Below are 14,652 nucleotides of genomic sequence, written 5' to 3' on the forward strand. Positions count from 1 at the left end.
TCACCGCTCCGGGTCCCCGTCCCGAACCTCTCCGGCCCGAACCTCCCCGGCCCGCAGGTCCCCGGCTCCGACGCCCCCGGCCAGTTGGTCGCCGAGCGGGCTGCGCCGGTAGAGGACCTGCCGTCCGTCGCGCGCCCGGCTCAGCAGCCCCGCGGCGTGGAGCACCCGCAGGTGCTGGGAGACGGCGCTCGGGGTGACCCGGAAGCGGCGGGCGATCTCGACCGTGGGCAGCGGCTCGTCGAGCAGGCCGAGCAGCCGGGCACGGGGAGCGCCGAGCAGGGCCACGAGCGCGGGTTCGTCCGCGGTGGGCGGCCGGGTCCACAGCGTCGCCACTCCCCGGCTCGGGTACGCCAGCCAGGGCGGCTCCTCGGGGCTGACCGGGGGCGCGGGCTTGTGGACGAAGACGGACGGCAGGAGGAGCAGCCCCCGCCCGTGCGCCGCGACGTGGTGGCTGCTGATCATCGCGCCGATGTGCAGGACTCCGTCGTGCCAGCGCAGGTTCGGGTGCATGTCGGCGAACAGCCGGCGCGCGCCTCCCACGGCCAACTGCCGTGCGCGGTAGGTCATGTCGGCCTCCAGCAGCAGTCGCATCCGCGGCCACGTGGGCTGGACGGCGACCTCCCAGTAGCGCCGGAGCAGCTCGCAGATGTCGTCGCGCAGTCGCGCGACCGGTGCGTCGGCGGCGGCGCCGGCCGCGCGCAGCGGGTCGGGGAGCGGGTCCGGGGCGTGCGCGGCCAGCAGGTCGCGCCGGACCAGGCCGGGAGGGGTGGCCCGGACGACGGCGAGTTCCGCTTCGAAGTCCGGGGCGAAGCTCGCGGGCCGCGGGGTCAGGAAGTCGGGCAGCGTGCGCCGCTGTGCGACCAGGGACATCAGCAGCCCGGTGTCGAGCGCGCCGAGCCGGCCGAGGACGTCCCTACGCCACGGGAGGTGCACCGCCGACAGGCCCGGCTCGCGCAGCACCCGCAGGCTGAGCACGGTCTCGCCGAGCGGGGAGAGGGCGAAGCGGGTGTCGGCGAGGTCCTCTACGCCGAGCTCGAAGCTGATCATTAAGCAATACGCTACATCTATTTGCGGTGCGGCCGGGGTGCCGTGGACTTCGGTCATGACACGAACTGCGGGCCGGCAGGCCGAGATGAGCCGCGGGATGGTGCTGATCCTGGCGTCGACCTGTGCGGTGGCGGTGGGAACCCTCTACTTCCCGCAGGCCATCACCCCGTTGATCGCCGCCGGGCTGGGCACCTCCCCCGATACGGCGTCCTTGGTGGTGACCGCCACCCAAATCGGTTACACGGCCGGTCTCTTCCTGCTGGTGCCGCTAGGCGACCGGTTCTCCCACCGCCCGCTGCTGGTCACCCTGCTCGCCCTCACCGGGCTGGGTCTGCTCGCCGCGGGTTGCGCCCCGAGCCTCGGGTTCCTGGCCGCCGCGGGCGTGTTCGTCGGGACCACCACGGTGGCCGCGCAGGTCATCGTTCCGCTGGCGGCCGGGCTGGTGGCCCCGGATCGCCGCGGGGCGGTGCTGGGCACCCTACTGAGCGGGTCGATCGGCGGAATGCTGCTGGCCCGCACGTTCGGCGCGACGCTCGGCGAACGGCTGGGATGGCGGGCCCCCTATCTGGTGGCCGCCGTCCTGCTCCTGCTGCTCGCGGCCGTCCTGGCCGTGTCGGTGCCGCGCACGGCGCCGGCCGCGCGCCTGCCGTACGGGGTGTTGCTGGCCGACTCCCTGCGCCTGTTGCGCACCGAATCGGGGCTGCGCCGCTCCTGCCTCTACCAGGCGACCGTGTTCGGGGCGTTCTCGGCCGTCTGGACCTGTGTGGCGCTCCTGCTCACGGGGCCGGCGTACGGTCTGGGGCCGCAGGCCGTGGGGCTGCTCGCGCTGGTCGGCGCGGCCACGATGCTCTGCACCCCGCTCGCCGGCCGCCTGGTCGACCGGTGGGGTCCCGATCCGGTGAACCTCGTCTGCCTGCTCGCGGTCCTCGTCTCGGCCGTGATCCTCGCGGCGGGCGCCCGGGGCGGCACGCCGGGTCTGGTCGCCCTGACGGTGGGCACGCTGGTGCTGGACATCGCCATGCAGTCCGGCATGATCGCGAATCAGGCCCGGGTCTTCGCCGTGCGGGCGGACGCGCGCAGCCGCCTCAACACCGCCTACATGACCTGCGCCTACCTGGGCGGGAGCGCGGGCTCCTGGCTCGGCGTACGCGTCTACGGCCGGGCCGGCTGGCCGGGCGTGTGCCTGCTCGTGGCCGCCCTCGCCGCCTCGGCGCTGGCCCGCCATCTGGTGGCCGTACGCCGAAAGGCCCGGCCGGGGGCAGGCCGGCCGGGCCTCGTTTCAGGGGATCACGCGGCTCAGGCGGTCGCCGTCAGGGTCGCCGAGCGGCGCGGGATGGCGAAGGCGTCGAGCTCCGCGCGGGTCAGGCCGGTCAGGGCGGTGACCTCGTCGGCGCCGACGGCGCCGCAGTCCAGGCCGCGGACCAGGTAGCCGGCCAGGGCCTTCGCGGTGGCGGGCTCGTCCATGACGTCGCCCTCGATCTTGGCGACGTACGCCTTCAGTCGCGCGGCGGCGGTCTCGAGGCCCTCGCGGTAGAAGACGAACACGGCCGCGTAGCGGGTCGGCAGGTGCGCCGGGTGCATGTCCCAGCCCTGGTAGTAGGCACGGGCCAGGGCGCGGCGGGTGAGGCCGTAGTGGAGCTTCCAGGCCTCGTGGACGTGCTCGGTGGTGCCGATCGGCAGGACGTTGGTCGAGCCGTCGGAGACGCGCACGCCGGTGCCGGCGGCCGCGACCTGCATGATCGCCTTGGCGTGGTCGGCGGCGGGGTGGTCGCTCGACTGGTACGCGGCCGAGACGCCGACGCAGGCGCTGTAGTCGAAGGTGCCGTAGTGCAGGCCGGTGGCGCGGCCCTTGGATGCCTCGATCATCCGGGCGACCGCGGCGGTGCCGTCGGAGGCCAGGATGGACTGGCTGGTCTCGATCTGGATCTCGAAGCCGATCCGGCCCGGGCGCAGGCCGCGGGCGGTCTCGAAGGCCTCCAGCAGCTGCACGAAGGCCGTGACCTGCTCGGGGTACGTGACCTTGGGGAGGGTCAGGACCAGGCCCTCGGGCAGGCCGCCGTGCGCGAGCAGGCCCGAGAGGAAGATGTCGGTGGTCCGGATGCCGCGGTCGCGGACGTTGGACTCCATGCACTTCATCCGGATGCCCATGTACGGGGCGTTCGTGCCGTTGGAGAAGGCTTCGGCGACGAGGCGGGCGGCGCGGGCCGCGGCCTGGTCCTCCTCCTCGTCGGAGCGGACGCCGAAGCCGTCCTCGAAGTCGACGCGGAGGTCCTCGATGGGCTCGGAGGCGAGCTTGGCGCGCACGCGGTCGTAGACCGGTACCGCCAGCTCGTCGGAGATGCCGAGTACCTTGGCGAAGGTGGCCGCGTCCGGGGCGTGCTCGTCGAGGGCCGCGAGGGCCTGGTCGCCCCAGGTGCGGATGGTGTCCGCCGCGAAGACGTCACCGGGCACGTAGACCGTGTGGATGGGCTGACGGGTGCCGGGGTCGCCCGGGTAGTGGCGCGCGAGTTCCGCGTCCACCGGCTTGAGGGAAGCGCTGATGCCCTCGCTGACCGCGCCTGCGAGGCTCGTCGCCACCTTCTCCTGCTGACCCATCGTGCACTCTCCTCTTTTCCGCTTCACGGAATCCTAGATCCGCATTACAGAATTTAGTCACGGGGTTCCGCTCAGTCAATGGTCGCTGCGCCGTCCTGGACAAACGACTCGGGGCCGTGTGGTGAGAAACACCACACGGCCCCGGAGACCACTTACCCGCAGGTCAGCGCCTGCGGCAGGGTTTTAGCCCTTGCGCGCCTTGATCTCGTCGGTCAGCTGCGGGACGACGGCGAAGAGGTCGCCGACCACGCCGTAGTCGACCAGGTCGAAGATCGGGGCCTCGGCGTCCTTGTTGATCGCGACGATCGTCTTGGACGTCTGCATGCCGGCCCGGTGCTGGATCGCGCCCGAGATGCCGGAGGCGATGTACAGCTGCGGGGAGACCGACTTGCCGGTCTGGCCGACCTGGTTGGAGTGCGGGTACCAGCCGGCGTCCACGGCGGCGCGCGAGGCGCCGACGGCCGCACCGAGGGAGTCCGCGAGGGCCTCGATGAGGTGGAAGTTCTCGGCGCCGTTGACGCCGCGGCCGCCGGAGACCACGATCGCGGCCTCGGTCAGCTCGGGGCGGCCGGTCGACTCGCGCGGGGTGCGCGAGGTGACCTTGGTGCCGGTGGCCAGGGCGCCGAAGGTGACGGCGAGCGCCTCGACGGCGCCGGCGGCCGGGGCGGCCTCGACCGGGGCCGAGTTCGGCTTCACGGTGATGACCGGGATGCCCTTGGAGACGCGGGACTTGGTGCTGAAGGACGCGGCGAACGCGGCCTGCGTCGCGACCGGACCCTCGTCACCCGCCTCCAGGTCGGTGGCGTCGGTGATGATGCCGGAGCCGATGCGGACGGCCAGGCGGGCGCCGATCTCCTTGTTCTCCGCGGAGGAGGGGAGGAGGACGGCCGCCGGGGAGACAGCGTCGTACGCGGCCTGGAGCGCGTCCACTTTCGGTACGACGAGGTAGTCGGAGAACTCCGGGGCGTCGGCGGTGAGGACCTTGACGGCGCCGTGCTCGGCGAGCACGGCGGCGGTGGCCTCGGCACCGGCGCCGAGGGCGACGGCGACGGGCTCGCCGATGCGGCGGGCCAGCGTCAGCAGTTCGAGGGTGGGCTTGCGGACGGCGCCGTCGACGTGGTCGACGTAGACGAGGACTTCAGCCATGGGGATGCTCCTGCGAATGCGAAGTAGTCAGGGGGGATCGAGAGGGGACCGAAGCTCTAGATGAACTTCTGGCCGGCCAGGAACTCGGCCAGCGACTTGCCGCCCTCGCCCTCGTCCTTGACGATCGTGCCGGCGGTGCGGGCCGGACGCTGGGTCGCGGAGTCGACCGCGGTCCAGGAGCCTTCGAGACCGACCTCGTCGGACTCGATCTCCAGCTCCTCCAGGTCCCAGGACTCCACCGGCTTCTTCTTGGCGGCCATGATGCCCTTGAAGGACGGGTAGCGGGCCTCGCCCGACTGGTCCGTCACCGAGACGAGCGCCGGAAGGGAGGCCTCCAGCTGCTCGCTCGCGGTGTCGCCGTCGCGGCGGCCGGTCACGACGCCGTCCGCGACCTTGACCTCGGAGAGGAGGGTGACCTGCGGGACGCCCAGGCGCTCGGCCAGGATCGCCGGGAGGACACCCATGGTGCCGTCGGTCGAGGCCATGCCCGTGACGACCAGGTCGTAGCCGGCCTTCTCGATGGCCTTGGCGAGCACCAGCGAGGTCGCGATGACGTCGCTGCCGTGCAGGTCGTCGTCCTCGACGTGGATGGCCTTGTCGGCACCCATGGACAGCGCCTTGCGCAGCGCGTCCTTCGCGTCCTCGGGGCCCACCGTCAGGACGGTGATCTCCGCGTCGTCGGCCTCGTCGGCGATCTGCAGCGCCTGCTCGACGGCGTACTCGTCGAGCTCCGACAGCAGGCCGTCGACGTCGTCACGGTTGACGGTCAGGTCTTCGGTGAACTGCCGGTCGCCAGTGGCGTCGGGCACGTACTTCACACAGACAACGATCCTCAGGCTCACGCCGGCTCTCCTACCGCATCGACATTTCTGGTACCGCCTTGTGCAGGCAGCATAGGCGCCATCTCGGGCCGTTCCCGCCGGGGCGGCCCGCGCCCCGTCAGGAATGTTACTCGTCAGTACACAGCGGGTCCCGCCAGGTTGCAAGGCCGGTGAACTGTGATCTGGCCAACGCCGGTGGAACCGGCCCCAGCAGGGACGATTCAGTCCCTCGACGCGTTGAGACGATTCAGTCCCGCAGCGCGTTGAAGCGCCCCTGGTGGTACAGCAGCGGACGGCCCTCGCCGGCCGGATCCCCGACGGGGTCCCCCGCCGGGTCCCCGGCGACCGCCTCCGCGATGATCACCCGGTGCTCGCCCGCCGGAACCCGCGCCACGACCCGGCACACCAGCCAGGCCAGGACTCCGCCCAGGACCGGAACCCCGTGCGGGCCGGGCGTCCAGTCGGTGGCCGGCCCGAAGCGGTCGGCGCCGTTGCGGGCGAACAGACCGGCCAACTCCCCCTGGTGCTCGCCGAGTATGTGGACCCCGAGGTGCTCGGAGTCCCGTATCGCGGGCCAGCTGGAGGACCCGGTGCCGATGGTGAACGACATGAGCGGGGGGTCGGCCGAGACCGAGTTGAGCGAGGTCGCGGTGAAACCCGCCGGCCTGCCACCGGTCTCGGCTGTGATCACGGCGACGCCCGCGGCGTGCCGGCGGAACACCGAGCGCAACAGCGCGGGCGAGCCGGGCAGGCCTGCGCCGGCCCGTGGGGAAGGAGCCGTCGGAGCCGTCATCAGGAGGTGCCCCGTCCGTAAAGCAGGAGTTCATACCGCATATCGCAAGCCTGGCGATCTCTCGTGTACACAGTCAAGCCTCAGCGGCCAGATGTAGGGCGCGTCACGCTGCGTGCGGACGCGTATACCGGCTCACCGGACGCCCCCGGCGCCCGCGCCCGGGCGAGTTCCGCGCCCGCGTCCGCGTCATACCGCGGCGCCCAGGGCGGCGATCACGTCCGCCTTGCGCGGCATGCCGGCGGCCCGCCGCACGATCCGGCCCGCCGCGTCCAGGACCAGTACGGTCGGGGTCTTCTCGATGCCGAGGGCCCGTACGAGGTCCAGGTTCTTCTCGGCGTCGATCTCGATGTGCCGGACGCCCCCGACCATGGCCGCGACCTCGTCCAGGATCCGCCGGGTAGCCCGGCAGGGCTGGCAGAAGGCGCTGGAGAACTGCACGAGCGTCGCCCGCTCACCCGGCTCGGCACCCAACTCGGCGACGCCCAGGCGGCCCGCGCCCCGGTTCGCGCCCCGGCCCGCCCCCGCGCCCTCGTCCCGCTCGCCCGCGTCCCGCTCGCCTGCGCGCACCCGCGCTCCCGTCTTCGCCGCCACCTGGCCCGACCGGGCACTCGTCCATCATCCCGGTACGGTCGTACGCTGATCGGAGCGCCCCGCGGACCCGCCGCATTCCCGGCGTGACGAGAATCTCGCCGGGCACGGGCCTCTGGACTGGCCTGCGGCTCGCGTATGGGGCACGATCCCCATGGCCGCGTACCTACGCTGCCGTAACTTCCGGCCGGGAGCACCTCCAGGCAGAAAGCGGGGTCTCCCCACCATGGCTGAGCTCGTCTACCCCCCGGTTATCGGTGCCGCGCACACCCTCTTCCGTGCGCTCGACGTCCGCATCGACATGAAGGGCACCGAGAACATCCCGCGCAAGGGCGGGGCGGTTCTGGTGTCGAACCACATCGGCTACCTCGACTTCATCTTCGCCGGCCTGACCGCGCGCCCGCAGAAGCGGCTCGTGCGCTTCATGGCGAAGGAGTCGGTGTTCCGGCACAAGGTGTCCGGTCCGCTGATGCGCGCGATGAAGCACATCCCGGTGGACCGCGCCCAGGGCGAGACGGCCTACCAGCACGCGCTCGACTCGCTGCGCTCCGGCGAGATCATCGGCGTGTTCCCGGAGGCGACGATCTCCCAGTCCTTCACGCTCAAGAGCTTCAAGTCCGGTGCGGCGCGCATGGCCCAGGAGGCCGGCGTCCCGCTGATCCCGGTGGCGCTGTGGGGAACGCAGCGGATGTGGACCAAGGGCCGCCCCAAGGACCTCAAGCGCAGCCACATCCCGGTGACGATGCGGGTGGGCGAGCCGCTGGAGGCGCCCTCCGACCAGTACGCGGGGGCCATCACCCGCCGGCTGCGCGAGCGGGTGCAGGAGCTGCTGGACGCCGCTCAGGCCGCCTACCCGGCCAAGCCCAGTGGTGCCGAGGACTCCTGGTGGCTGCCGGCCCACCTCGGCGGCACCGCGCCCACCCCGGCGCAGGTCAAGGAAGCCGGCTGAGGCCTGCCCTGCGACGAGCGAGCGCGGCCCCGCCCGATGGGCGGGGCCGCGCTCTGCCGTAGGTGGCCTTGCTCTGCCGTAGCGGGTGCGTCAGTTCGGGTTCTCCGCGTGGGTCAGCGTCTCCCACGCCTCGAAGTGGTTCTCGGTTCCCGCCGGGCGGCGGCCCTCGGTGAGCCGGCGGGTGTTCTCCATCGTGACGCCGAGCCGGGTATGCAGGGCGTTGTAGCCGACCTCGGTGGCCGGGCCCAGGCCCTTGGTCAGGCTTCCGCCGCACAGCCAGGAGGGCGCGGCCTCACCGAGTTCGTACCTGGCGTGGAAGCCCAGCGCGTGCCGGAACCGGTCCTTGAACTCCGGGTACAGGTCGCGCCCTTGGATGCGCGAGGTCTCCGCCACGTGCATGGCCGCCGCGATGCCCATCCCGGTGTGGCCGAAGTCACGGCAGGTCTCCTGCGCCAGACCGTCCACGAAGGTGCTCTGGCCGTGCCAGTAGTCGATCAGCTCGCTCCTGGTGTCGATGGTGGAGCGCGGGGGGTACTTGGGCTGCGGTCCGTCGGAGGTCAGGTAGAAGTAGGCGGGCACCCGGCCGAGGTAGACCGCCATCGCCTTGTCGTAGCTCGCGCGGTCGTCGAGGTGGACGGAGATGCCGACGGCGGCGTCCATCATGATCAGTTCCCAGTTGCCGTTGCTGTTCGGCTTCCCGCCGATCACCTCGGGCAGGTAGACCTCGCGCAGCATCGTGGCGAAGCGCCCCTGGTTGGGCCAGCCGCCCGTGTAGGTGTGCTTGACGATCTCGGCGGCGCGCGGCCAGGTGGAGCCCGCCCAGCCGCTCTGCAGCGGGGCGTTGCTGTTGGTGTGGTCCTTGATCCGCGCGGACCAGGCGTCCATCAGCTCGATCGACTTCCTCGCGTACCGGGCGTCGCGGGTGATGTACCAGGCGAGCGCGTCGGTGTACGCGGCTATGGCGTCCTCCCGCTCGTCGGTGCAGCCGAGGTTGGGGTTGGAGTAGGAGCCGCATTCGACGGTCTCGCGCGGCTTGGGCGTCCGGGACAGCGAGCCGTACCGGCTCGCGAGCATGTCGTCGAACGCCGCCTTCCACGGCTGCTGCCCGGCCTGCACCTTGGCCCGTAGGAAGTCCAGTTGGGCGCGGCTGGTGAGGACTCCGGGGTGGGCGAAGGCCGCGGGGGCGGCTGCGGGTACGGCAGGGGTGGGGGTGGGGGTGACGGCGGCCGAGGTGGGGGCGAGGGTCAGCGCCGCGACCAGGCCCAGGGCCCCGGCGAGCAGCCCGGCGGGGACTCCGTAACGCATGAAGCGCCTTCCGGTCGGAGGTCGGAGATCGGAGGTGGAGGGTCCGTGGGGGGATCCGTGCGGCCGAAGATACGCATGCGCATGCCAGGCTGACAACGATGTCAGACAGGAAAGTTTCCTATTGACCGAAAACCGCGATCCTTTCGTCCTACACCCGTATGGCGTAGCCTCACACCCTCTGCCACGTCATCCGGCGAAAGGGGCCGGGATGCCGGGGCTCGGACGGTACTTGGCCGCCGCACTGACCGCGCGCTTCGCCTCCGAGGGCATGGCCATGGCCGTCGTGCTGCTCGCTCTCCAGCGCACCGGGAGCGCCGCCCACGGCGCGTTCGTCCTGACCGCCTGGCTGGCCCCGCACGTGCTCGCGGCTCCGCTCGCGGGCGCCGCCGCGGCCAGGTCGCGCCGGCCCCGCCTCTTCCACGTGGGCGCCCTGGCGGGATTCACCACGGCCGTGGCGGCCCTGGCGCTGCTGCTCGGGCGGGCTCCGACGCCGGTCGTGCTCGCGGTGGCGGTGCTCGGCGGCTCCTGCGGGCCGATGGTGACGGGCGGGCTGTCGAGCCTGGTGGCGGGGCTGGTTCCGGCCGGCCCCGCGCGCGACCGGGCGTACGGCTGGGACGCCTCGACCTACAACGGCGCGGCGGTGACCGCCCCGGCGGCCGTGAGCCTCGTCGCGGCCTTCGGTTCGGCCGGGCCCGCGATGGCGCTGCTGGCCGCGTCCGGCGCGCTGGCGGCGGCGCTGGCGGCGACCCTTCCGTACGGGAGCCCGCACGGAAGCCCGGCGCCGGGCCCCGGCTCACCCCGGGTCGGGATGGGCGCCGGGCTGGCCGCCCTGTGGCGGATCCGGGAGCTGCGAGCCATCACCTCGGCCACGACCCTGGCCTTCCTGGGCCTCGGGGCGCTCACCGTCACCTCGGTCCTCCTGGCCACCTCGCTCGGCAGCCCGGGCGGTGGCGGCGTACTGATGACCGCCTTCGCCCTGGGCGCCCTGACCGGCTCCCTGACGCTGGGCAGGATCACGGCCGTCCCCGCGGGCCGGCTCGGCCGCTGGGCCATGGCGGCGACCGGGGTGGCGCTGACGGTGGCCGCGTTCACCCCGTCCCTCCCGCTCGCCGCCGTGGCGTTCACCGCGGCCGGGGTGTGCGACGGGCCGCTGCTGACGGCCACCCTGCGGATCCGCTCGGAGTTCGCGCCCGACGGGACGCGGACCCAGGTGTTCACGCTCGGCGCCGGGCTGAAGGTGACGGCCGCGTCCACGGGCGCCGCCCTCGTGGGGCTCGCCGCCGACGTACCGCCCTGGATCCTGGTGCTCGCGATCGCGGTCCTGCAGCTGGCCGCCGCCCTGCTGCACACCGTGGTGACGGCGCGCGGGCGCGTACGGGAGACGGCCGGCGCCGCCGCCCCGGCGGCTACAGCGCCGTCGGGAGGTTCCGCCACAACTGCGGCCGGTCCACGGACTCCTGGAGCGCCTTGAGGGGGGCCGGGTGGGGTGCCGCGTACACCCCCGGGTAGTCGATCTCGCCGAGTTCGGGGCGGACCGGGAAGGCCAGTTGTTCGCGGTCGAGGGTGAACTGGGCTTCCACACCGGGCTTGTTGCCCCGCGGGTCCACCCGGGCCCAGTCCTCGCTGCCGGGCAGGCGCAGCGCGACGAGGCCGTGGATGACGGGGTGGGAACCGTCGTCGTCGCACAGGAGCTGGTAGCAGAAGCCGGCCGGGATGCCCCGGTTGCGCAGCAGTGCGGCCAGCGCGTGGGATTTGGCGTAGCAGATCCCGTTGCGCGTCCCCAGGACGTCGGAGGCGCGCCAGGAGACGCGGTCGTCCCCGAAGTCGGCGGAGTGCGGGATGGTGTCACGGACGAACTCGAAGGCCGCCTTGGCGTATGAATATGCGTCGCCGGTGGCCGTCCATAGCGCGTCGGCGGTCTCTTCGACCAGTGGATGGCCGTGGTCGACCGCTTCATCGGCCGCCAGATAGGCGGCAACGTCGGAATGCTCCTGGATCAGTTCCATGATCCAGGAGCATACTCATGCATCCGACTGCATGCCTATAGATTTATGCCACTAGCGTGCGAGCTCTTCCTTCAGCGCCTGGAGGAAGCCGTCGACGTCCTCCTCCTGGGTGTCGTAGCTGCACATCCACCGGACGTCGCCCGCGATCTCGTCCCAGAAGTAGAAGCGGTAGCGCTCCTGCAGCCGCCGCGAGACCTCGTGCGGGAGCCGCGCGAACACGGCGTTCGCCTGCACCGGGTAGAGGATCTCCACCCCGTCGGTCTCGCGCACCCCGGCCGCCAGCCGCTGCGCCATCGCGTTGGCGTGACGGGCGTTGCGCAGCCACAGGTCCTTCGCGAGGAGCGCTTCGAGCTGCACCGACACGAAGCGCATCTTGGAGGCGAGCTGCATCGACATCTTGCGGATGTGCTTCATCTGCCGGACGGCGTCCGGGTTCAGCACGACGACGGCCTCTCCGGCCATCATCCCGTTCTTGGTGCCACCGAAGGACAGCACGTCCACGCCGACCGCGTTGGTGAAGCTGCGCATCGGTACGTCGAGCGAGGCCGCGGCGTTGGCGATCCGGGCGCCGTCGAGGTGGACCTTCATGCCCTTGGCGTGCGCGTGCTCGCAGATGGCGCGGATCTCGTCCACGGTGTAGACCGTGCCGAGCTCCGTGTTCTGGGTGATCGAGACCACCTGCGGCATCGCCCGGTGCTCGTCCTCCCAGCCCCAGGCCTGCCGGTCGATGAGCTCGGGGGTGAGCTTGCCGTCCGGGGTGGGGACGGTGAGCAGCTTGAGGCCCGCCATCCGCTCCGGCGCGCCGCCCTCGTCGACGTTGATGTGCGCCGACTCGGCGCAGACCACCGCGCCCCAGCGGTCGGTGAGCGCCTGCAGGGCGGTCACGTTGGCGCCGGTGCCGTTGAAGACCGGGTAGGCCTCGGCGTGCGGGCCGAAGTGTCCGCGGAAGACCTGCTGCAGGTTCTCGGTGTACCCGTCGTCGCCGTAGGAGACCTGGTGGCCCCCGTTGGCGAGCGCGATGGCCGCGAGGATCTCCGGGTGGATCCCGGCGTAGTTGTCGCTCGCGAACCCGCGCACCGCCGGGTCGTGGTGCCGGCGGGCGTCCGTCTTCGCCGCGGACTTGCGTATCGCGGTCTTCACGGTGCCGGCCTTCGCGGCACCGGTCTTCACGGTTGGGGGGTGAGCCACAGGCGCTGTCCGTTCACATCGGAGGCGGACCGCTCCCAGACGCCGGCGATGGCCTCGGCCAGCTCCTTGACGTCGGTGAAGCCCGCGAACTTCGCAGTGGGACGCTCGGCGCGCATCGCGTCGTGTACCAATGCCTTGATCACCAGGATCGCAGCAGCGGAGCCCGGACCGCCCTCGCCACCCGCCTTGCGGAAGGAATCCGCCATCGCGAGCGTCCAGGCCTCGGCCGCCGCCTTGCCCGCGTTGTACGCGGCGTTGTTGGCGACCGGCTTGTGCGCGCCGGACTGGCTGACCAGGACGTAGCGTCCGCGGTCACTGCGCAGCAGCCCGTCGTGGAAGGCGAGGGAGGTGTGCTGGACCGTGCGGATGAGGAGCTTCTCCAGGAAGGCCCAGTCCGCGAGGTCGACGTCGGTGAAGGTCTTGCTGCCGCGCCAGCCTCCGACGAGGTGGACCAGGCCGTCGATGCGGCCGAACTCCTTCTCGGTCTGCTCGGCCCAGGCCTTGGTGGCCTCCAGGTCGAGCAGGTCGACGGTGTCGCCGGTGATGGTGGCGCCGCCGTGGGCGTAGCGCGCCGCATCCACCGCCTCCGCGAGCCGGGCCGCGTCGGCGTCGGAGGCGACGACCACGGCTCCCGCCTCGGCGAGGCGGAGCAGGGTGGCGTGGCCGGCGGGGCCGCCGGCCCCCGCCACCGCCACTACCGCCCCGTGGAGCTTCCCGTTCCCGTTACCGGAGCCGTTCATCTGTGCAGCCTCCTGTGGGCGAGCGCTCACGCGGCGACCCGCGCGGCGGACTCGCGTTCCGCGGCGTTCCCTGCCGTGATGCCCTTGGTCGAGGCGATCACGCCCTTGAGCTTCTTGGCCAGGGCCTCATAGAACATGCTCAGCGGAAACTCGTCCGGAAGCACGTCGTCCACGAGTTTGCGCGGCGGCTGCGTCAGGTCCAGGGCGTCGGGTCCCTTGGCCCACTTGGAGCCCGGGTGGGGGGCGAGGTATTCGGCGACCAGGTCGTACGCCTTGAACCAGTGGACCAGCTTCGGACGGTCGATGCCGGCCCGGTAGAGGTCCTCGATCTCGGCGCACAGCTGGTTGGTGACCTGCGGGGCGCGCATCCAGTCGATCTTCAGCTTGTTGTCCGTCCAGCGCACGACGTCGTGCTTGTGGAGGTACGCGAAGAGGAGCTGGCCACCGAGGCCGTCGTAGTTCCGGTTGCGGTCGCCGGACACCGGGAAGCGGAACATCCGGTCGAAGAGGACGGCGTACTGCACGTCGCGGCCGTGCTCGTTGCCCTCGGACTCCAGCTTCACGGCCTCCTTGAAGGCGGTGAGGTCGCAGCGCAGCTCCTCCAGCCCGTACATCCAGAACGGCTGGCGCTGCTTGATCATGAAGGGGTCGAACGGCAGGTCTCCGTGGCTGTGGGTGCGGTCGTGGACCATGTCCCACAGGACGAAGGCCTTCTCGCAGCGCTCCTGGTCCTCGACCATCCGGGCGATGTCCTCGGGCAGCTCGATGCCCAGGATGTCCACGGCGGCCTCGGTGACCTTGCGGTAGCGGGCGGCCTCGCGGTCGCAGAAGATGCCGCCCCAGGTGAAGCGCTCGGGGGCCTCGCGGACCGCGATGGTCTCCGGGAAGAGCACGGCGGAGTGCGTGTCGTAGCCCGGGGTGAAGTCCTCGAAGGTGATGCCGAGGAAGAGCGGGTTGTCGTACCGGGTGCGCTCCAGCTCGGAGAGCCACTCGGGCCACACCATCTTCAGCACGACGGCTTCGAGGTTGCGGTCCGGGTTGCCGTTCTGCGTGTACATAGGGAAGACCACGAGGTGCTGGAGCCCGTCGGCGCGCTCGGCGGCCGGGGCGAAGGCCAGCAGGGAGTCGAGGAAGTCGGGCACGCCGAAGCCGCCGTCGGCCCACTTGCGCAGGTCGCCGATGAGGGCGCGGTGGTACGCGGCACCGTGCGGGAGCAGTGGCGACAGCGCCTCGATGCCCTCGATCACGCGCTGGACCACGACCGGGGCGGCTTCGCGGATGTGCGACCCCTCGGCCTCGAAGTCGATGGAGCCGTCGGCCGACTGCCAGGGCCGGATCTCCTCCACGGCGGCCTTGAGCTCGGGCCACGCCGGGTGGTCGACCACCCGTACACCGGCGGTTATCACGGCACCGCCGATACCCGGCACAAGAGTTTCCGTCATGTCACTTCCTCCACAGGAGAACCTCACGTCGG

At 71.9% G+C, this 14,652-nt stretch carries 13 protein-coding genes and 1 pseudogene; 3 read left to right on the plus strand and 11 right to left on the minus strand.

Going from position 1 to position 14,652, the window contains the following annotated elements:
• Positions 1-1,047, minus strand: a complete 1,047-nt coding sequence (locus tag OG435_RS06775; protein ID WP_266875903.1) for an ArsR/SmtB family transcription factor — start codon at positions 1,045-1,047, stop codon at positions 1-3.
• A 55-nt stretch (positions 1,048-1,102) separates the two neighbouring features.
• On the opposite strand from OG435_RS06775, the pseudogene OG435_RS06780 reads away from it, so the two are divergent.
• Positions 1,103-2,317, plus strand: a pseudogene (locus tag OG435_RS06780) (MFS transporter); the annotation flags it as partial.
• A gap of 26 nt (positions 2,318-2,343) precedes the next feature.
• Here OG435_RS06780 and OG435_RS06785 read toward each other — a convergent pair.
• The 5 genes from OG435_RS06785 to OG435_RS06805 form a co-directional block, all read right to left on the minus strand.
• Positions 2,344-3,642, minus strand: a complete 1,299-nt coding sequence (locus OG435_RS06785) for a DUF6986 family protein (protein WP_250738901.1) — start codon at positions 3,640-3,642, stop codon at positions 2,344-2,346.
• Between the two features lie 183 nt (positions 3,643-3,825).
• Positions 3,826-4,788, minus strand: coding sequence for an electron transfer flavoprotein subunit alpha/FixB family protein (locus OG435_RS06790; RefSeq protein WP_266875908.1), 963 nt, complete (start codon positions 4,786-4,788; stop codon positions 3,826-3,828).
• Positions 4,789-4,844: 56 nt separating this feature from the next.
• Complete coding sequence (locus OG435_RS06795) at positions 4,845-5,630, minus strand: electron transfer flavoprotein subunit beta/FixA family protein (RefSeq protein ID WP_266875910.1); 786 nt, start codon at positions 5,628-5,630, stop codon at positions 4,845-4,847.
• A gap of 226 nt (positions 5,631-5,856) precedes the next feature.
• Positions 5,857-6,402, minus strand: coding sequence for a flavin reductase family protein (locus OG435_RS06800; RefSeq protein ID WP_266875911.1), 546 nt, complete (start codon positions 6,400-6,402; stop codon positions 5,857-5,859).
• Between the two features lie 186 nt (positions 6,403-6,588).
• Positions 6,589-6,888, minus strand: coding sequence for a TlpA family protein disulfide reductase (locus OG435_RS06805; RefSeq protein WP_266881553.1), 300 nt, complete (start codon positions 6,886-6,888; stop codon positions 6,589-6,591).
• Between the two features lie 328 nt (positions 6,889-7,216).
• Between OG435_RS06805 and OG435_RS06810 the strand changes: the two genes are divergently transcribed.
• A complete protein-coding gene (locus tag OG435_RS06810) occupies positions 7,217-7,939 on the plus strand; it encodes a lysophospholipid acyltransferase family protein (RefSeq protein ID WP_266875912.1) in 723 nt (240 codons plus the stop codon).
• A gap of 90 nt (positions 7,940-8,029) precedes the next feature.
• On the opposite strand, the gene OG435_RS06815 is transcribed toward OG435_RS06810, so the two are convergent.
• Positions 8,030-9,244, minus strand: coding sequence for an alginate lyase family protein (locus tag OG435_RS06815; protein ID WP_266875913.1), 1,215 nt, complete (start codon positions 9,242-9,244; stop codon positions 8,030-8,032).
• Between the two features lie 208 nt (positions 9,245-9,452).
• Between OG435_RS06815 and OG435_RS06820 the strand changes: the two genes are divergently transcribed.
• The gene (locus tag OG435_RS06820; protein ID WP_266875914.1) at positions 9,453-10,715 is read left to right on the plus strand and encodes an MFS transporter; all 1,263 of its coding nucleotides are present in this window, start codon (positions 9,453-9,455) and stop codon (positions 10,713-10,715) included.
• Here OG435_RS06820 and OG435_RS06825 read toward each other — a convergent pair.
• From OG435_RS06825 to OG435_RS06840, 4 genes are read right to left on the minus strand one after another with little or no spacing between them, the layout of a single operon-like run.
• Complete coding sequence (locus OG435_RS06825) at positions 10,651-11,250, minus strand: transglutaminase-like domain-containing protein (protein ID WP_266875915.1); 600 nt, start codon at positions 11,248-11,250, stop codon at positions 10,651-10,653. The two genes, OG435_RS06820 and OG435_RS06825, sit on opposite strands and share 65 nt — an antisense overlap.
• 51 nt (positions 11,251-11,301) lie before the next feature.
• Positions 11,302-12,378: a threonine aldolase family protein gene (locus tag OG435_RS06830; RefSeq protein ID WP_266881554.1), complete on the minus strand. Its 1,077-nt coding sequence runs from the start codon at positions 12,376-12,378 to the stop codon at positions 11,302-11,304.
• A 38-nt stretch (positions 12,379-12,416) separates the two neighbouring features.
• Complete coding sequence (locus OG435_RS06835) at positions 12,417-13,178, minus strand: SDR family NAD(P)-dependent oxidoreductase (protein WP_266875916.1); 762 nt, start codon at positions 13,176-13,178, stop codon at positions 12,417-12,419.
• Positions 13,179-13,204: 26 nt separating this feature from the next.
• Positions 13,205-14,620: a DUF6421 family protein gene (locus OG435_RS06840; protein ID WP_266875918.1), complete on the minus strand. Its 1,416-nt coding sequence runs from the start codon at positions 14,618-14,620 to the stop codon at positions 13,205-13,207.
• Positions 14,621-14,652 lie beyond the last annotated feature (32 nt).

The sequence above is a fragment of the Streptomyces sp. NBC_01264 genome, from assembly GCF_026340675.1.
GTDB lineage: Bacteria > Actinomycetota > Actinomycetes > Streptomycetales > Streptomycetaceae > Streptomyces.